The 19,602-nt window shown below is 42.7% G+C and carries 16 protein-coding genes; 7 read left to right on the top strand and 9 right to left on the bottom strand.

Annotated features, from left to right (window positions below; translation table 11 throughout):
- Positions 1 to 80 precede the first annotated feature (80 nt).
- The gene (locus B158_RS0112275; RefSeq protein WP_018625686.1) at positions 81 to 2,234 is read left to right on the top strand and encodes a prolyl oligopeptidase family serine peptidase; all 2,154 of its coding nucleotides are present in this window, start codon (positions 81 to 83) and stop codon (positions 2,232 to 2,234) included.
- A 7-nt stretch (positions 2,235 to 2,241) separates the two neighbouring features.
- Here the strand turns inward: B158_RS0112275 and B158_RS0112270 are convergent, their stop codons facing one another.
- From B158_RS0112270 to B158_RS0112260, 3 genes are all read right to left on the bottom strand, one after another.
- On the bottom strand, positions 2,242 to 3,567 hold the full coding sequence (locus tag B158_RS0112270; RefSeq protein WP_018625685.1) for a saccharopine dehydrogenase C-terminal domain-containing protein: 1,326 nt from the start codon (positions 3,565 to 3,567) through the stop codon (positions 2,242 to 2,244).
- A gap of 4 nt (positions 3,568 to 3,571) precedes the next feature.
- Positions 3,572 to 4,699, bottom strand: coding sequence for a M14 family metallopeptidase (locus B158_RS0112265; protein ID WP_018625684.1), 1,128 nt, complete (start codon positions 4,697 to 4,699; stop codon positions 3,572 to 3,574).
- 185 nt (positions 4,700 to 4,884) lie between these two features.
- On the bottom strand, positions 4,885 to 6,117 hold the full coding sequence (locus tag B158_RS0112260; protein ID WP_018625683.1) for a TonB family protein: 1,233 nt from the start codon (positions 6,115 to 6,117) through the stop codon (positions 4,885 to 4,887).
- 354 nt (positions 6,118 to 6,471) lie between these two features.
- On the opposite strand from B158_RS0112260, the gene B158_RS0112255 reads away from it, so the two are divergent.
- Entirely contained in the window at positions 6,472 to 7,161 is a 690-nt protein-coding gene (locus B158_RS0112255; RefSeq protein ID WP_026309397.1) for a response regulator, read from the top strand.
- Positions 7,158 to 8,528 carry a sensor histidine kinase gene (locus B158_RS0112250; protein ID WP_018625681.1) on the top strand — a complete coding sequence of 457 codons (1,371 nt, stop codon included), beginning with the start codon at positions 7,158 to 7,160 and terminating at the stop codon, positions 8,526 to 8,528. The genes B158_RS0112255 and B158_RS0112250 overlap by 4 nt, the downstream gene beginning before the upstream one ends.
- A 20-nt stretch (positions 8,529 to 8,548) precedes the next feature.
- Here the strand turns inward: B158_RS0112250 and B158_RS0112245 are convergent, their stop codons facing one another.
- Genes B158_RS0112245 through dapA form a run of 3 tightly spaced genes read right to left on the bottom strand, consistent with a single transcriptional unit; the run spans position 8,549 to position 11,292 of the window.
- The gene (locus B158_RS0112245; protein WP_026309396.1) at positions 8,549 to 9,358 is read right to left on the bottom strand and encodes an MBL fold metallo-hydrolase; all 810 of its coding nucleotides are present in this window, start codon (positions 9,356 to 9,358) and stop codon (positions 8,549 to 8,551) included.
- Complete coding sequence (gene bamC / locus B158_RS0112240; protein ID WP_018625679.1) at positions 9,345 to 10,427, bottom strand: outer membrane protein assembly factor BamC; 1,083 nt, start codon at positions 10,425 to 10,427, stop codon at positions 9,345 to 9,347. Before bamC ends, B158_RS0112245 begins: the two co-directional genes overlap by 14 nt.
- On the bottom strand, positions 10,411 to 11,292 hold the full coding sequence (gene dapA / locus B158_RS0112235; RefSeq protein ID WP_018625678.1) for a 4-hydroxy-tetrahydrodipicolinate synthase: 882 nt from the start codon (positions 11,290 to 11,292) through the stop codon (positions 10,411 to 10,413). The genes bamC and dapA overlap by 17 nt, the downstream gene beginning before the upstream one ends.
- A gap of 174 nt (positions 11,293 to 11,466) precedes the next feature.
- Here dapA and bcp point away from each other — a divergent pair, with 174 nt between their 5' ends.
- Complete coding sequence (gene bcp / locus B158_RS0112230; RefSeq protein ID WP_018625677.1) at positions 11,467 to 11,934, top strand: thioredoxin-dependent thiol peroxidase; 468 nt, start codon at positions 11,467 to 11,469, stop codon at positions 11,932 to 11,934.
- Positions 11,935 to 11,956: 22 nt separating this feature from the next.
- Complete coding sequence (locus B158_RS0112225; protein ID WP_018625676.1) at positions 11,957 to 13,378, top strand: PhoH family protein; 1,422 nt, start codon at positions 11,957 to 11,959, stop codon at positions 13,376 to 13,378.
- 55 nt (positions 13,379 to 13,433) lie between these two features.
- On the opposite strand, the gene B158_RS0112220 is transcribed toward B158_RS0112225, so the two are convergent.
- Positions 13,434 to 14,564 (bottom strand): AI-2E family transporter, encoded by a 1,131-nt coding sequence (locus B158_RS0112220; RefSeq protein WP_018625675.1) that lies wholly within the window; start codon positions 14,562 to 14,564, stop codon positions 13,434 to 13,436.
- A 132-nt stretch (positions 14,565 to 14,696) separates the two neighbouring features.
- On the opposite strand from B158_RS0112220, the gene B158_RS0112215 reads away from it, so the two are divergent.
- Entirely contained in the window at positions 14,697 to 16,196 is a 1,500-nt protein-coding gene (locus B158_RS0112215; RefSeq protein ID WP_018625674.1) for a M48 family metalloprotease, read from the top strand.
- Positions 16,197 to 16,219: 23 nt separating this feature from the next.
- Here B158_RS0112215 and B158_RS0112210 read toward each other — a convergent pair whose 3' ends face one another.
- Positions 16,220 to 16,681: a TlpA family protein disulfide reductase gene (locus B158_RS0112210; RefSeq protein ID WP_228127102.1), complete on the bottom strand. Its 462-nt coding sequence runs from the start codon at positions 16,679 to 16,681 to the stop codon at positions 16,220 to 16,222.
- A 148-nt stretch (positions 16,682 to 16,829) separates the two neighbouring features.
- Between B158_RS0112210 and B158_RS0112205 the strand changes: the two genes are divergently transcribed.
- On the top strand, positions 16,830 to 18,407 hold the full coding sequence (locus tag B158_RS0112205) for a hypothetical protein (RefSeq protein WP_018625672.1): 1,578 nt from the start codon (positions 16,830 to 16,832) through the stop codon (positions 18,405 to 18,407).
- Here B158_RS0112205 and B158_RS0112200 read toward each other — a convergent pair.
- Positions 18,378 to 19,571: a YihY family inner membrane protein gene (locus tag B158_RS0112200; RefSeq protein WP_018625671.1), complete on the bottom strand. Its 1,194-nt coding sequence runs from the start codon at positions 19,569 to 19,571 to the stop codon at positions 18,378 to 18,380. The two genes, B158_RS0112205 and B158_RS0112200, sit on opposite strands and share 30 nt — an antisense overlap.
- Positions 19,572 to 19,602 lie beyond the last annotated feature (31 nt).

Here is a 19,602-nt window from a genome sequence, read left to right as displayed (position 1 = left end):
TTATAGCTATTTGGTTTTGCATTAAAACTGGCTGTTGGTACAATCAATTCAACTTTTGCTATGCTCCATACAAGGATTTTATGCTTTTTAACGCACCAATCAAGAATACCAATCAATCGCAGATTAGGCGTACTAAAGCTATCCTTATTGTTCCAGCCTTGCTGTCCGCTTTGTTACTGAGCTCTTGTTCAGAAGATGAAGCACCTGAACAGCTACCTGTTACCAAAGTTTCCTTGCCAAAGAATCCCACACAAGATTACGACTATCTTCTTAATGGTGTGCAGATTGATGATAATTATATGTGGCTTGAGCAAAAAACACCGCAACGCACTGATTGGCTCGAACAGCAGGTAGAACTATCCAAGCAATATTTTTCCAGACTGGATCAGGGAATCGAAGCATTTAAACAAGTTGAAAGTGCTCTAGGACGTAAACTCCCCCAACAGTTCATCAACCTTTATTTCTACATCAAAGAAGACCCTGCCACCCTAGAGAGCAGTATTACTGTTTATGACACTATAAAGGAAATAGAGACAAACCTTGGAGCATTGCCTGCTGGCATGACCGCTGTATCAACATCACTATCACCACACGGACGATATCTAGCAATCCAGACACAAAACAGCCAAAAGCAATACCGCTGGCTAATTTTTGACCTTACAGCACAACAATTTAATAGCTACCGGTTACCTGCAACTCATATCCAAACTCAGTTTAACTGGCTTGCGGGACATAATCGGTTTATCTATCAAACCGATCACCAGTTGTACTATCAAAACCTTGGTCAGGGGCCAGATTTCAGTCAGGTTCTTTTTGATTTAACAGAACACATTGACACACCAGAACTCTGGAGTATCAGTACTCAACTTACTCCTGATGGCCAATATCTTGTGGTTACTGCCAAACATCTGGTTGATACGTCTGACATGGTTTGGGTTATTCCGATTAGTGAAACTGGAAAGTTGTCAGATGCCATTAATATTGCAAAAAATACTCGAGCCAGCCTTAATTTTGTTGGCAATATCAATGAAACTTTTTATTTTCATACAAACCTTGTAGCACCTCGCTGGCGCATTATATCGATTAATCTTAAGCAACCATCTCGCCGTGACTGGAAAGAAGTCATTGGTCAACAGAATGAACTGCTGCTTAGTGCCCAGCTAATAGAGAATCGCTGGTTATTGCAATACCTGAACAATACTCAGCAAAAGCTCTATGTTACACAGCTGAATGGTGGCTCCAGACAATCAATAGAAGTTAAGCCAAACAGCGAATTAAAACTGCAGCCGAGCACCCTTATGCAGAACGGGCAAAGAAGTATTCTTGCAACGGTGAACAGCTTTGCACACCCGGCAACCATTCACTCTGTGGACTTAAACCAAAAAGAACTTGTGGTATCACCACTTCCTATTAATAAATCAAAAGATATTGTTAGCGAAACAGTATTTTATCGTTCAACTGATGGTAGTCGAATTCCATTGACCATAGCCTACCATGAAGACCTACCCAAAAATGGAAAGAACCCTGCCCTTCTTCTGACTAACCACGGTTTTGGACATATTCAAGAACCATACTACCATCCGTTATTTAAAGATTGGCTGGAGCGTGGAGGAGTCGTTGCAATCGCTCATATCCGCGGAGGTGGAGTGTATGGTGAAAGCTGGCGCCAATCAGTCAGCGGACAAAAGCATGCACGTGCGGTAGAAGATATTGTGAGCGCCGTTGACTGGCTGGCGGATAATGATTTTTCTAATAGAAAGCAAATTGCGGCATATGGTGAAGGCTTTGCCGGTAGCTTGTTAATGGAGGCCGCCATCCATGCTCCTCAGAACTTTAGTGCCATCGCACTCAAGGATTTCGAAGCTAATTATCTCAGCATGCTTGAGTCTGAAAACCCTTATTGGATGAAGGAATTTAATCTCAAAAACGACGAAGCTTCCACTGAATGGTTTTTAGCGGTGAGCCCCTATCACCGTTTAACAGTAAAAAACTATCCAGCAGTTCTAATTATTGATGATAGTAGCGAGCCTGGTGTTAGCCATTACAAAACATTAGCAAAATGGCAAAACCTGCAGCTCTCACAAAGGCCGGTATTATTACTCAATAAGGAAATTACTAAGGAGATAACGGAAGAGAATAACTTTAGTCTCATTACTCAAGAAGCTATAAAGCAATTCCTGAGTAATGAGTTAAGAGCAGCGGATACTGAACCAAATGACAATTTGGCTCAGTAATTTATAGTTAATAGTCCAACTCACTTAAAAATGAAGAGTCAGCATCCATTACCTGCTCTTTACAGACAACGCCTTCTTTTTCAAGCAAATCAAGGATAGGGGCATAAATATCTTCAGTCATTGGAAGAACAAGGCCTTTACGGGCAATTTTGCCGTCTGCAATCAGCTGACAGGCTATTGCCGCCGGATATCCAACTGTTTTTGACATGGCTGAATACCCCCCAACCTCCCCAAACTCTTGAAGCGTTGAAGCTATGTGATAACGACTACCATCAGCTTTTTCGATTTCAAACTTGTGTTGTAATAACACCATATCGACCTGGCCTTGACTGTAGCCTAACTTCTTAACTAATAGACTACAGAAAGCATCAATCGGGCCGACATGTTTTCCCACATTCTGTTCTGAAAAACAACCAAGCCACTCAAGTCCTTGCCATGCAGATTCAGATAACTGATCTTTCAGTTCATCGACACTGTTGACCTCATTTAGCCTACTAATATAATCGCTCCAGACCGAATCCTGCATAACAACATCTGATTCAGAATCCAGCAAATTTAAATCCTTGGCTGCCTGAATAATTTCACAAAAGCCAGAATAGCGGAAAGTGCCTCGAATGATATTTTGAGCTTCAGGTATACCGTAAATTTCCTGATAACCTGTGGAGTCTCGATTAGGATAGCCCTCGAGCTCTAAACCATTTGCCTGCAATGGTTTTGCCCACTTCAGAAGCTCTTTAGCAACCACTCTTTCAACTTTGCCGTTATGTAAGAATAACGCATCATTAAGAAGTGCCAATAACACGCCTTTCGGAGCCCATGAAAATTTATAACCTAACGGATTATCATTATCCTGTGGGGATGGAAGCCCGCCACACCAGGAAACAAAACTGATGACCTTTTCATTGTTCGCATGTGCTTGGTCGATAATCTTCATCGCGCTCAAGTGATCAATTCCAGGGTCTAAACCAATTTCATTTAAGATGGTAACACCAGCATCGAGAGCCTGTTGCTTTAGCTCTCTCATTGCAGGTGATTCATAACTTGCCGTGACCATGTTCTTTTTCTGGGCAATGGCTGCTTTTGCTATTACAGGATGTAACGTAGCTGGTACCAAGCTAACGACCATATCATAGTCAGCCATCAATGGTTCAATTTGCGCCTGATCAGTGACATCTGCCTGAATAGCTTTTACACCGGAAAATTTATTCGCAAGAGCTTGCGCCTCTTCGAGAATATGACTGACAACAGTCACCTTGTTATCCGAGCGTCGCAATAAATATTCAACTAATGGTTCGGCGACAAAACCGGCACCGAAAACTAAAAAGTTTGCCATGCTACTACCTTAATTTTTTAACTAATTGATAGAGTGGATTGAGTAAAGTTTGGCCCAATAAATAACTACGATCTCCTGACCAGCCAGTTTGCTTATCAGGCAAGTTAGCATTATCTTTGAATGGCATTTCAAGCGTTAGCGATAAACACTTAAACTCTTCGCCAACCCAGGCATTTGCCACTGTCAAATTTGCTTTGCCAGGCTCATCTTTATCGTAACCATACTCTGTCTGGAAATCTGGGTTTATCGACTTAAGAATGGCGCTGAAATCTTCCTCAAGCTGTTTAATTCGATCATCGTAACTTGGGATACCTTCACAAGCAGCAACAAATACATAAGGCAAGCCTTCATCGCCATGCAGATCGAGAAATGCGTCTACTCCAGTAGACTTCATTTTATTACGCACATGATAAACTTCAGGACTTTTCTCAAGACTAGGATTTTGCCATTCACGATTTAGGTTGGCACCAGCAGCATTCGAACGTAAGTTTCCGCGGATACTACCGTCAATGTTCATATTAGGAACGATATAGAAAACCGCTTCTTGTAAAAGACTTTGTGCTAAAGCATCGTCTTCATTCAACAGGCGCTCAATAAGGCCTTCAGCACACCATTCAGCCATGGTTTCACCTGGGTGTTGTCGTGCGGTTACCCAGATTTTACGCTCACGGCTTTCATCACCAATGACCAACAGATCAATATCATGCCCATCAACCGTTTGCCCCAGCACCTGATGCTGACATAGCTCTGAATGCTGTGCCTGATGAACAAGGCTCAAGTGACGTTGATAAGAATAAGGCTCGAAATAAGCAAAGAAAATCGTGGAATGCTCTAACTGATGGGAGAATGTAAGGCGTTTATCTGCGTCAAATGTGGTATGAACTCTAAACCAAAATTCACCATCATAGGAAGCTGCAACCTGATAGTCATTCCAGCCATCGACATAAGAGCAATCTTTGGCATTCATTATTTCGAAATTATAGGTTTTGCCAATTTCACCGTGCAGCCGGAAGTGAAACCACTGTTTGAATTCTGAATTGGAGTCATCTCTGATAGCCAGTTTAACTGCATTGTTATCACTGGCCTCAATTACCTCAATATTACCACTATCAAATAAGCAATTGATATTCATTATATTTTTACCTTAATTGTTTAATGAAAGGACTAATAAGCAAGTTAAGGTGCCATATCGTCCAGTTTCATCTAAAGTAAGCTCAAAGGGCTCAACCAATATTTAAATCGTTCGGATTCGCAATATCATAGTCAATATAATAGAAAGGGGCCATAAAGGCCCCTTCCACTAAAGTGTAGACGATTCTACATTTGTGGCGCTGGAATTGAAATAGGCAATGTCGTGTTAAATGTTTCTTCTGGCAACTCTTCTGGCATTGCAGGGTAAGGAACCGCATCAAAAAGTGCGCTCATCACTGCATCATCAAGAATTTTCTCACCAGAGCTGCTTACCAGACTACCACCTACCAGCTCACCGTCACGATCGACTTCCAGCTGAATGGTTACCTCACCATGGGTGCGGCCCTTACGCGGATTCAATAGCGCTGACTTGCCATGACGGCGCATAATCTCCTGTACCGGATACTCGAAGAATGGAACATAATGCGCGCGAATTGCGGAGTTATAACTCGCTCTCATCGCTGCTAGCTCTTCTTCAGTTGGACCAGCTGGCACTTCTTCTACAACCGGCTGCTTAACCTCCGGCTTAGGCTCTGGCTTTTTCTCTTCCTGCTGCTGAGCCTGTTGAGTTGCCTGTTGCTGTTCGCGCTGCGCTGCTATTTCAGCCTGACGCTGTCTTTCCTCTTCCGCACGACGCTGCTCTTCGGCACGGCGTTCCTCTTCTAGACGGCGCTCTTCAGCTTCACGTGCTTTACGCTCTTCTTCTTCCTTAGCCGCCTGCGCTGCCTGATCAAATATTGAAACGCGCGATGGAGCAGGATTGATTGTTGTGTACTTGGCTAAAAGATCTGAATAACCTACAGCTGATTGATTACCCAGAATAGCATCTTTGAATTCAGAAGATGGTGGTCTTTCTCCAACCCAGGTATTTAGCATTAACGGGAAAATGGCTTCATCAACAGTATTCACAGTTGCACCGTTAATTTGAATGACAGTACCTTGCCCTGGTACATAATCAATATTAATGGTGTCGCCAGCAGCAAGATCCTGACCAAGGCTATCCGCCAATTCTCGAACACCTTTTGCATTTTCCAGAACTACAGAGGCCTCATTGTTATTCTTAATTCGTTCAATCCAGAAACGTTTTAGGCGGCGACCAGGCAACTGGTCTGCCAACACCTTGATTTGCATTCTCTTAATCATCGGAGAATTCAAGATTTCTGCTGGGTCATCTGATTTATTGCTTAAGTACAATGCATTGAGGAACCACTCTTGACGTAGTTCACTGTGCACTGCTAGACCATTCAATTGCAAATTAGAACCTTGCACATTCACCTGTTCAGCGGCTTTAGCCAAACCAGCGACACCCGATAACGCAACCAATAATAACGAAGATAAGAATAATGCTACTTTTTTCATATGTTTACAGCCGTAATGCGTGAAAAGATATTAAGAAAACTTGTGTGCCAAGAATGTTAAATTTTATGACACAGTTCATACTGTAAGAGATTAGCAGTTAAATGCAAGTATGACAATAACAAGCCTTTACAGAGCTGGAGAGACAATTTTTAAAACCTGGTTTTCAAGTTTAACTTATTGATAAATATGGTTATTTATTATCGGATAGCACACTTATCGTAATTTTGTGCTATTATCAAACCGAAAAAATCTAAAAATACTTTAGATATTTCAGCCAAGGCATTGACCTGACAGGCTATTTCAGGCAATTTAATGCCTACTTTTATTGGGTGTACTCTAAAAAACTATAAAATAATGTCGCAAACTATATTACTTGTAGAAGATGATGACAAACTAGCTTCGCTGGTAGCAGAATTCCTTGAAAGCAATGACTATCAAGTGCAAATTGAAGCTAACGGCACAAAAGCTATTGATCTGATCATTGAACAGCAGCCGCGAGCTGTAATTCTTGATGTTATGCTTCCGGGAGCAGATGGTCTGACTGTCTGTCGTACCGTGCGACCACATTATAGTGGCCCGATCCTGATGCTGACCTCAATGAGTGATGATATCGACGAAGTCGCAGGGCTAGAAACTGGCGCTGATGACTATCTTTCCAAACCAGTAAAATCAAGAGTACTACTCGCCCATCTACGGGCTCTTCTGAGACGTGTGGAAGTTTCAGATTCCTTAGAGTCAGGCACTGAATTTATCCATGCTGGTAAAGTCAAAATTAATCCGCAAAACCGCACAGTCATTTCCGACGGTCAAGTAGTTCACCTAACCACGGCAGAATATAACCTACTCTGGTTACTCGCCGAACGCTCTGGCGAAGTCGTCAGTCGTGAAGAATTGCACCGTAAAACCTTCCGTCTTGAATATGATGGTACTGATAGAAGTATCGACTTACGTATTTCTCGACTGCGTAAGAAACTAGGTGATGATCCTAAGTTGCCCTACATTATCAAAACAATTCGTGGTGAAGGCTACCTGTTAACTAAATGATAAAAAAACTGCTTGCCCCGCTGTTAATTATAGTTGTAGCCAACATATTGGGCGGCACTTTCATATATTACGTTTATTTTCCCTGGGTTTACGATATCGGTGAAAAGGAGGTTCGCGACAACATCACATCTGATGCTCGCGAGCTGAACTTCAGACTGTCAATTCTTGATTACAATCACTCGCCTCAAACTATAGCTCGAGCAGAATATGAGCTGGAAACAAAAATCACAACTGAGAAACTATCGGACTTAACTCTCGATCAGAATATTAAAGATGAGTTAAAGCAAAACCGTTACCTGGTTTACATGCAAGGAAAGGATGGTCCGATTGGCCTGGTCATACTGAATGATAATGAGTCTGTTCTAGTTCTTGGTCCCTATGATGCGCCCTATTTTTATGTTTCAGTTACAGACTGGGTTGTATACAGTTTTGTTCTACTTCTGCTAAATGGTTCCATTCTCTATGGACTTCACTACCTAAATCAGAGAAACCTTCGTCCTGCCAGTTTCGCGCTGGATAAAGTACAATTTGATGGACTAGCTTTAGATAGAAAAGAGTATGCGGTTCAGGACCTTGCAACTAATATTCCTAAACTGGTTGAGCATATTAATGATCTTCGAAAAGAACATCAGCAAAGTCTCTATAATCAAAGAGATTTAATGCATGCTGTAGCTCATGAATTCAGAGGCCCTATGGCTCGCCTGAGCTTTGCTCTTGACCTATTTAATGACAAAGCATCTGATAATCGTCGTGAAAAATTAACAGATGATATGCATGATGCTCTGGATGAACTTGATGCATTAGTCAGGGAAGTCTTAGGTTATTCAAGATTGAAGCATGGCCAGCATCCTTTACAACTTTCAGAGTTCAATATTAAAGAATTAACTCAGGATGTTTGCGAAAAAGTTAAAACTATCCACAATAACAAGCAGTTCGTTATTTACAGTCAGCCTAATCAAGGCAGTACACTATATGCCGATAAAAACTTGATTGAACGCGCTCTTATCAACTTGGTTAGAAATGCGGCACGATTCTCAATTTCTACCGTACAAATCAATCTGACCGAGTACAACGACACTCTTGATATTCAGGTCGAGGATGATGGCCCAGGTATCCCACCAGGAAAACGAGAAAGAATCTTCGAACCATTCACTCGTTTGGATTTTAGTCGAAATCGAGACTCAGGAGGCGCAGGTCTTGGACTAGCAATAGCAAAGGGTATCATCACCCGTCACCATGGAAAAATTTGGGCTGAAGATAGCCGCATGCTCAATGGTGCTCTCTTCACTATAAGCATGCCCTTAAAACAACTGGATAGTAATGAAGAATCTTCTCAGGAAGATCAGAATAAAGAAGCCTTAAGTTAAGAAGTTTCAAAGAAAAGTTGCTAAACCGATTCAAACACTCTGTTTGACTCGAGTACCAGTTCATGCCAACCAAAACCCATATCCTGCTCAGCGATTTTAATTTGTTCAACCGGCCAGTCCAGAGTTTCTGCCAGTAAGTCACCGACCAGTTTAGGGCAATTATTCTGTTCGCTCAGGTGTGTCGCTATAACAAGCTGCAAAGCGTCTGTATCCATCTGTTGTAATAACTCTATAGCCTGTCGGTTACTCATATGCCCCATTCTTCCTGCTACGCGCTGCTTCAGGCGGTCAGGGTAAGGACCATTCCATAACATCTCTTCATCATGATTACATTCAAGCAAAATCCCATGACATGGAGTCAATTGCTCAACGATTCTTGGGGTAAAACATCCGAGGTCGGTAAGAATGGCAAGGCGAAGTTCATCCTGGGTAAAGAGGAATTGGCACGGTTCGCGCGCGTCATGAGGAACAGATAATGGCGTAATATCTAAACTACCTATAGAAAAAGGGCTGAAGCCTTCAATCACATTATATTCAGGTAAGTTACCGCACTTGCCTGATAATAGGCTTCCTCGAGTTGCCCATACAGGTATTGAGAACTTTCGGCTTAAAGCACCCACTCCACTGATATGATCCTGGTGTTCGTGTGTCACCAGAATCCCATCGATTTGCTCTGGCTCAAGATTGATACGAGGTAATCGTTTCAGAACTTCTTTGACGGTGAAGCCACAGTCAACCATGACTGTAACTTCTCCATTGGAAACTAACGTTGCATTGCCTTTGCTCCCTGAGCCCAGCGATGCAACTTTTAATCGTCTACTGCTTTGCACGACTTTTGAAGCTTGCTGCAAACTCCGGGTAAATTCGAGTTACTATATTTGCATCGAGCAAGTTTCCTTCGTCATCTTTGAAGGTCATACTCACACCCGAAGTAGTCGTTTCAACAAGAATCTGATAGTCACCCGGCTCCATCTCAACTTTTGGATTAGCCTCGTCATCATTCCACAACCAGGCCCAGAAGCCAGTCTCAGGTTCTTTGGCATTAAAGTAGTAGATGCCAGCCGACTGATCTCGATCAGAAACCGTTAGGTTCAAATCCTCTAGTACTTTTGGTAATTGATCCCATACTGCCAGGAACTCGCGTTCAGCTGTAAGAGCAATATTCCCTTGCTGGTTTGTTCCAAGGTTCACGTTAATCGTTCCCTCTTCTAGAATACGCTGACGCGCCTCTTTAGTGCGCTCAGTATCATAGAAACCAAGGAACGCATTCAGAAACTGGCTGGCAACCGTCTTAGAAGGAGCCATTGCAGCCCATTTATCTTGAACTAAACGCTGACTCTCTGTGTTACGAACCTGAAGTGCTATCTCGTTGGCATTTTGGCCAACAATCTCAAGGGTTAGTCTGTGACGCTGTCCATCTAAATTATAGGAGCCAATATAGTTCGCCAAAGTGGTTTCATCTTCATCGGTAATCCAGTCTGTGGTCACTTGTGTATCACTTGATGATAAAACAGGAATGTTTTTTTGATCCATGAATCGAGATACATAATCCATGAAAGGAGTATTCTGGTGACGAATCCAAACAGTTGGCTGGGCCTGCTCGGAGTCTTCACGTACACCATCACCACCGACTAACAATAACTGTGGTGGGTCTAGGCTAAGCTTTTTTCCTTTTGCATCACGGTTAGTGATGATGACACCTTCAGGCACTCGATAACGATCTTCAACGTCGATCTGCTCTGTGACTGGCGGCACTTGCAATTGTGGACCTTGTTGACTGCGCATATAGCGATCATCTATATCCTCAGTGCCATCTTTGGCAGAGAACCAGCTACAAGAAGAAATTGCAGCAATAGAGCTTAAAATTAATAGTGTTTTATACTTATTTAATGTCGACATTCGCTTGTTCCAACGCTTGTAATACTTGTGAGTGATACTGCTCAGCCAATACGGTCAAAGGTAACAAAATTGTTTCTTCACATTTACCCATTTTAGCCAATGCCCATTTAACAGGGATTGGGTTCGCTTCAACAAACAGATCCTGGTGTAAAGCTGACAGTTTTTCATTTATAACAGTGGCTTGTTTCCATTGCTCTGCTTTGGCTAACTCACACATTTTGCTCATCAGTGCAGGCGCCACATTGGCAGTAACAGAAATGACACCATGACCACCCAGCTTCATAAACTCTAGAGCGGTAGCATCATCACCACTTAACAGGGTGATTGGAGTCTTACAGACTCGATTTAGTTCCTCAACGCGGGAGATATCGCCAGTTGCTTCTTTTATAGCTACTATATTGTTCAATTCAGCAAGGCGCGCAACCGTGTTCGGATTTAGATCGCAGGCAGTGCGTCCCGGAACGTTGTATAAGATAATGGGAAGCTTAGTATTTTCAGCTACAGCCTTAAAGTGCTGAAACAAGCCCTCTTGACTGGGCTTACAGTAGTAAGGAGTAACCACCAAAGCAGCATCAACGCCCATTGCCTCTGCCTGTTGCGTTAACGCTATCGTTTTCTTTGTGCTGATTGAGCCGGTACCAGCTATAACCGGAACACGACCAGCTACTTGCTTAACCGTCAGCTCAATGGCTGCCTGATAGTCTTTGCTCTCAACAGTCGCAGACTCGCCAGTAGTTCCCATAATGACGATACCATGAGTACCTTCATTTATGTGCCACTCTATAAGCTCTCTTAACGCATTTTCATCTATTGAACCGTCAGACAGCAAAGGGCTGACAATTGCAACGATACTACCTGAAAACATGAATAATTCCTTTGGGCTCGCCCTTGTTTGCGGGCTATGTTAGCCAGCGAGCCCAGTAAAAACAAGCAAAATCACAAAAAAGGCAGGATTGCTTGCGACAATTTTTTTTCTGACGTAAAGTGATAATGAAAACGATAAAAACGACTCTCTATTAATCTTTTAAAGGAGGCTGATTTGAGCCAACCACAGCTTAATAAGAAAGCACCCAACTTCAAACTCCCCGCCACTGGCGACAAAACTCTTTCACTGGCCGACTTCAAAGGCAAAAACCTCGTCATATACTTTTACCCTAAAGATAATACCCCTGGATGCACCACCGAAGGGCAAGACTTTCGTGATCATTTCAAGCAATTTCAAAAACATAATACTGAAATTCTTGGCGTATCACGCGACAGTGTTAGAACGCATGAGAACTTCCGTAAAAAGCACGAGTTCCCATTTGACCTTCTATCAGATGCAGATGAAGAGATGTGTAAGGCTTTCGATGTCATAAAGCTTAAAAAGCTGTATGGCCGTGAATATATGGGTATTGAGCGTAGTACCTTCCTAATCGATGAGCAGGGCAAACTTAAACAGGAATGGAGAAAAGTCAAAGTAAAAGGCCACGTTGAAGAAGTATTAGAAGCCGTTAAAGCACTATAATAAACCACTTGAGAGGTGCCTCATGGTAATAGAAAACCTGGACGGAAAACGTCTATTCGTATTGGACACGAATGTATTGATGCACGACCCCACTGCTCTATTCCGCTTTGAAGAGCATGATATTTTAATCCCGATGGTAGTACTTGAAGAGCTGGACGCAGGCAAAAAAGGGGTTTCAGAGGTAGCTCGCAATGTTCGGCAAGTAAGCCGCTACCTCGATGATCTTCTGTCAGCTGCCGAAGAAGGCGAAGACCCTATGGTCGAGGGCATTCATATCGGCCTAATCCCTCAAATCCAAGATAAAAACAAACACGGCAAGATTTACTTCCAGACTAAAGAACACATTGACCGACTCCCTGATTCGCTTCCTAGTAGTAAGGCTGACAACACCATCCTCAACGTAGCCCTAGCCCTTCAGGCACGTGATGATGATAGAACCGTTACTCTGGTTTCCAAAGATATCAACTTACGCATCAAGGCCAATATCGTTGGCGTTCATGCCGAGGACTACTATAACGACAAGGTGCTGGATGATGTTGAGCAGCTTTATACCGGCTATTACGAGTTACCAGAAAACTTCTGGGATACTCACAGTCGCGACATTGATTCCTGGCAAGAGGAAGGCAAGACTTATTACCGAATTCAGGGCCCTCTGGTTTCCGAATGGTCACTAAACCAATGTCTGTTCCAGCCTCAGGATAACTTTGAAGCCATTGTGCGCTCCATTGAAGAGGAAGATGGACATGACACAGCTACAATAGAACTGTTAACCGATTATCGTAGTGACAGTCATAATATCTGGGGCATTACCGCCAGAAACAGAGAACAAAGTTATGCCCTTAACCTTTTGATGGATCCCGAAGTGGATTTTGTCACACTACAGGGTCCCGCCGGTACCGGTAAGACGCTATTGGCTCTTGCTGCAGCACTTGAGCAGACGATTGAGTTAAAGCGCTACAAAGAAATAATTGTTACCCGCGTTACCGTTTCAGTGGGTGAAGATATTGGCTTCCTGCCTGGCACAGAAGAAGAGAAGATGACTCCGTGGATGGGCGCACTGATGGATAACCTTGAAGTGCTCTCTCCGTCTGATAACGATGAATGGGGTACGGCTGTGACCCATGACTTGCTTAGAAAATGGATTAAGGTTCGCTCTCTGAATTTCATGCGCGGTAGAACCTTCCTCAATAAATTCATCATTATTGACGAAGCACAGAACCTGACATCGAAGCAGATGAAAACCCTTATTACTCGCGCAGGCCCCGGAACCAAAGTGGTCTGTATGGGTAATGTCGCGCAAATCGACACCCCTTACCTGACCGAGACAACTTCTGGAATAACGTTTGTTGTCGATCGCTTCAAGAACTGGCCACATTCAGGTCATATGACGCTTAAACGAGGAGAGCGATCACGCTTAGCCGATTACGCTTCCGAACTTTTATAACCGATAGGAATATAAAAAAAGCCTCGTTTAATTCGAGGCTTTTTGCTTTTATGGACTAGTTATCTTCAGTAGGCTCTGGCGCTTCCAGTGATTTTTGTACCGGAGAATCATTACTTTGCTGTTCATCGTAGAGTTGCAATTTATGTCCTTTTAATGCCGACAAAACTGCATTGACCAAGATTGCTAATGGGATAGCAAAGAATACCCCCCAAAAGCCCCATAAACCTCCGAATAAAAGGATAGAGCCAATTATGGCAACCGGATGCAAATTCACTGCTTCAGAGAATATTAAAGGTACGAGCAGATTGCCATCAAGAATCTGAATAATCAGATAAATGACCATCAGGATGTAAAAGTCATGGGTAAAGCCCCACTGGAAAAAAGCAATTAACGCAACAGGAATAGTCACTAGCGCTGCACCAATATAGGGAATAAGTACAGACAAGCCCACACATACCCCAAGTAGCAGAGCGTAGTTTAAACCCATTATCAGGAATGCAATATAGGATGCGGTCCCAACAATGACGATTTCAAGAACTTTACCACGAATATAATTGCCGATTTGCTGATTGACTTCACTCCATACAGCTTCAGCTAAGTGCCTTTCCTGTGGTAGCCATTGCGTACACCAGCCAATGATCTGTCTACGATCTTTTAGGAAGAAAAATACTAGCAAGGGAACCAAGATAATGTATACCATTAAGGTAGCGACACTCATCAATGAGCTGACAGAGGCAGTCAGAATCGCTTCACCCCACTTAGCCAACTCGCTGTTCAAGCTGGCAAAAAAGGCACTAACCTGCTCAGTGCTGACGAAATTTGGATATTTTTCAGGAAGTTCAAGAATACTCTCTCGAACCTTAGTCATAATATTGGGCAGCTCAGCAAATAACTTAGCACCCTGCTCCCAGACCAGTGGAATCAGGCCAAATAGGATAATCAACGCTAATCCTATAAAGCCTGAAAAAACAACAAGCACAGCCCATATACGCGGTACGCCTTTCCTCCGCATCACTGAAACAACTGATTCCAACAAGTAAGCAAAAACTAACGCCCATAAGATCGGCGCAAGAATGTCTCCTACCGTTAAAATGATAAAAAAGCCCACAATCAGCAACATGCTTAGCACAATAGTTGCCGGGCTTGAGAAATTGCGCTTGAACCAACGAGTAAAAATTGTCGTCATTGAAAATCCAGATTAGCTCGATTTTGTAACTCTGAGCATGATACACAGTTCGAGATTGAACTTTTACCACACAAGTCCCATCATATACAGTAACTAGCTTATGAATTTTGTCATGTGACATTCAATCCTTTTATGAAAAAACCAAAAAAAGCGCGTCTATCAAAGCTTAACAGCTTGCTTGCTCTAACTCTCAGCATATCTACTGCACTTTCTCCAGTTATGGCAAAGGCCGCAAGCAATGACTTGCCCAAATTAGGGGAAGCTGCTGGTGCAACCATGTCGGTAGCTGAAGAGCAGATGATTGGCGACAGGATAATGACACAAATACGCCGTAGTCAGTATTTAATGAAAGATCCGCTGATCACAGACTATATCCAGCAATTAGGCCATAAGTTAGTCGCAGCCAACCCTGATGCTTTAGGTAGACAATTCCAGTTTTTCGTCATACAAGAAAGTTCAATCAATGCATTTGCTTTACCAGGAGGTTACATAGGCATCCACTCAGGGCTAATTACCGCTTCGCAAAGCGAAAGCGAACTGGCCTCAGTGCTAGGCCATGAGGTGGCACATGTTACCCAAAGACACCTGGCCAGACGTTTAGAGCAACAGGACAAAATCTCAATACCTACAATTTTAGGGGTGCTAGCCTCGGTTATTGCAGCCACACAGGACCCAGAAGCAGGAATTGCTGGAATGAGCGCCACTCAGGCTGCGGCTCAGCAGAGTATTATTTCCCACACCAGAGACAACGAAGAAGAAGCCGATAGAATTGGTATTACCATGTTATCTAGTGCTGGTTTTGACGTCAGAGCCGCTGCCGATTTCTTTGAAACTATGCAACAGGCAAGCCGCTACACTCAAAAACCACCAGAAATTTTATTAACACACCCGCTTTCCAGAAACCGAATCGCAGCTGCCCGCGAACGTGCTCAATTGTATCCTCAGGTTGAGCATGAAAATTCACTCGATTACCACTTAGTAAAAGCCCGAATTAAAAGTATCGACTTAATTAACAGTGAAGATAGTTTTCGCTTGCTCGCTCAGAAGTATAATCAAAAACAGCTGAGTTCGGTCGAAGAGCGTTATCTTTATGCCGAGCTGTTAAAGAGCAGGGGCAAGACACAAAAAGCATTATCAATATTAACTGACCTTTATCAGGAGCATTCAGATAATCACTTGCTGTTATTTACCCTCGCAGAAACCCACAAAGCCAATAAAACATCATCCGAAATTCTGCCTGAGCTTACAAAGCAGCTAGAAAAGACACCAGGCTCAACAAAGTTGATTCTAGCAACTGCGCAAATTTATCTGGATAATAAACAACCCGAAGCAGCTGAAAAATTGCTGCTACGGTATGTAGACGTCAATCGGCACAATCCCAGTTATCTTTATATACTTGCCGAAGCACAGGCTCAGGCTGGCCGGACACCTGAAATGCATGAAACGACTGGTCAATACTTATTGTTGCTGGGCGACTTAAGAACAGCGAAGAAGCACTTTGAACTGGCCCTTAATGGCACATCGGAAGACCCTTACGCCCAGACTCGAATTCAAGCACGTCTGGACGAGGTCAACAAAAAGATTCGTGAAATACTGACAGAAAATGCTCGCTCAAGATTTGCAACTGGCTAATCCTGAGCGTGCAATAGAATTACTTAGTTAGCAGTTTGAGCTGACTGGACTTTCTCAATAATCTCTACAATTTTATGACGATCGACCTTGCCCATTAAAGGCCCCATGATCTCACCTTTAGGCGTGACAATATAACTGGCTGGCAAACTTAGTGGTCGTTCCATTGGCAAGTAAGGCATAGGCTCGGTCGCTACAACAGGATACTGAATGTCGAGTTTCTCTGTCAGCGCACTAAGCTCATCATTTGGCAACTTATCAAAACTCACACCAAGAACCTTTATGTTGTCGTTTTCTTGAGCGAGCAAATTTAGTTCTGGAATTTCTTCCAAACATGGTGGACACCATTCAGCCCAGAAATTCACTACAAGCCAGTCACCACGGTAATCTGACAGATTCTTCTGCTCACCGTTTAAAAGCGAAAACTCTTTACTGTTATCGCAAGCAGCAAGCGATAAAGTAGCAAGGCCTACAAGAAGTATGCGCAAACACAAATGTCTCATAATAATCATTTAAAAATCATTAGGTTAGAATCAATGAATTTGAATAGAATGGTGGAAATACCATAAACTTTCGTGCATATTATACTGAGTGGACTGAACAAATAATAGAACTATAACCAGGTAGGCGCTATTAATGACTCAACTAAAGCTCACATACCCATCATTTCAGGCTGGCCAGGAGTTCATGCTGGATACGGCCCCTTCTGCCATCAGCGCCTGGCATGAGCGTCTTGCATTCTCCGATATAGATCGAGCTATCCACGAACTACTCAATGTTGCAAAAACGCTTAATCGGTGCCAACAGAAAACCGCCCACCGAGAAGCCAACTTCCTAACTTTAAGCAAAGGTTATTTGCAAATCAGCAAACACCTGAGAGAACATAACGACCGAAGAACAATAAAGGTCACTCATAACCAACTTAAGTCGCTACATGCCCTAAGCACCGAGATGGCCTTTGCATTCAAACGACTCGTCGATGAGCTATCTACTCAAAAATTTGCACTTAAGAAAAATCAAAGACTGGCCCAGGCTATTAATTATTCACAACATTATCTGGGCATAATGCTGATAGAGCACTATCAATTACATACTCCTGTTCCAGCCTATCTATGGCATGAGCTCCATATGTTGTACGAGTTTGCAGAAGAATCAAATTTACACCGAACTAAAACCAGTTCATTGGATGATGCGCTTGAACCAATGGCGACTATCGAGGGTACCTATATACGTAGCTGCCTGATGGCCATCATTGATCCCTATCACCTGGGCGATAACCTGCATTGGCATTTATTTAAATATTTTTATCATTGGGCAAATAAAGCCAAGTTGGATAAAAACCTTCAGCATTTCAGCGAAAGCCGCTGCTTTATTATCAATCTTAATGAAGGAAAAAAACCGCTATTTATCAGTAAAGAAACTGAGTATGAAGACTCCGGCCATCTTCGCCTGCTGCTAACTCACGAACTGCTTGAGATAGTTGAACAACACATGCTTAAGCTTGAAGAAAGTCAGGAGCTGCCAAAACCCGGATTTTATAAGGCGATTGATAATAAACTCGCCATGAAATTATTACATCGTATTTTTACTTATTGCGACCAGCATCTAAAGCGTCAGTCGACCCGCTATCCAATGATGGGCCATGTCAATGTAGTTTGGGGAGCAAATGCAATTCAGAAGACGCTCTCAGGGCTAAACAAGCTCACAATAAATGAACACCTTGCCTTTCAAATAAAAGAATTGCTTGGAGATGACTATAAAACAGGAATTAACTGGCAAACCGTAAATTATAGCGAAGGTGGTATGTGTATTCGCCACAATAAACAACAGATAGCTCAGCTTGCGGTGGGAAGCATTGCATTAATCCGAATCGATAATAACCATGAAGAACCTGATCGCTGGCAGCTTGCTATAAGTCGGTGGCAAAATATTGATCACGCAAGAGGAGCAACCATTGGTGTTGAATACTTACGAGGCAATCCAGAATTAAATTACTATCTGACAAAGACCAAGGATGATCAAATTATCAAGCATCCAATCATAACTTTAAAACAAGGCGAAAGTTTTCCTTCAATTATGATTGCGCCAAAAAGTCTAATTGGTGGTCAAAAACTTTTGCAGCTTGAGATTTCTGGTAAACACTATCCCAGCTATGTTACCCACATCATAGAAAGTAGCTCGCAACTAGCTATCTTTGGAATTCGTAGGGACTAACGAAATCTCCAGTGCTTTATCCAATTCAAGGTTTGCCTGCTCGATTGGCTGACTAAAAATATCATCTTTATCATCTGACAGCACCTGGTTATTGTTCGGCAAACGCCAGTTCCCACGACGATAAACCTCGTCAATAGTTAAGCTTCTTCCTGTCAATTTAAGGCAATACTGTTCACTTTCAAGTTTTGCAAGAAAGTTCAGCCTTAATAACTGTTCCAGATAACCCCGAACTGTCTGCTCATGCAAATAACTGAACTTGCTCTTTAGCTGCTGTAACGACAACGAACTTTCCTTTTCTTGCGCCTGAGTAAAGAACTGTAGAATTTTTAATATAGAAATAAACTCATGTTCATGTTTCTCACTGTCCATTTCAAAACGGTGCAAACCAAAACAGATAATCACACCGAGCAACAGAATAGACCAGGAAAGATAGACCCAAAGGAAAAAAATGGGTATGGCAGTAATAGCACCATAAATTAGCTCATAGCTTGAAAACTTGGTTACGAAAATAGCAAAGCCGTATTTAGCTAATTCAAATAGTATCGCGGTAATCGATGCGGCAATAAGTGCCTTATAAAATTTCACCTGGGTAAAAGGTACAACGGTATATAAAGCTGAGAAAGCGAGAACGATCAGAATAAATGGTAATCCAATGGTGAGCACTCCACTTAAGTGAGACACAATGGGTAAAGCTGCGAAATAAGAAGATGCCGCCAGGCTGGCAGCAATAAGAATAGGTGCCATCGTTAACATGGCCCAATATGCCAGAATTTTATGGATTCCTCTGCGTTGTGTAGGCGTCTCCCACAACGCATTGATAGATCGATCAATAGAGCGCATCAACAATAATGAAGTGACGATTAAAAAGCCAAAGCCAATCGCAGAAAGATTTTTTGATTTCGACACATACTCATTGAGATGCTCTTGAACGGCAAGCCCTGTTTCAGGTAACAGGTTATCAAAGATTAGCGACTGGACCTGGGCATTCACACTTTCAAAAGCTGGAAACACTGCCATTAGACTGACAGCAACCGTCATCAACGGAACCAAAGCCAACATATTGCTCAAGGTAAGTTCCGCCGCCATGGCACTCGCTTGTTTGCGGTTAAACTGGCTAAAAACAAAATTAATAAAGGCTTTTAACCACTTCCATCTTTTTTCCATGCTCATTTATGCCTAAAATAGCCCTACGTTT

Source organism: Kangiella aquimarina DSM 16071, from assembly GCF_000374105.1.
In the GTDB taxonomy this organism is placed as follows: Bacteria; Pseudomonadota; Gammaproteobacteria; order Enterobacterales; family Kangiellaceae; genus Kangiella; species Kangiella aquimarina.
Note: the sequence above shows the minus strand (reverse complement) of the source record. Positions and strands in the feature narration are given on the sequence as shown.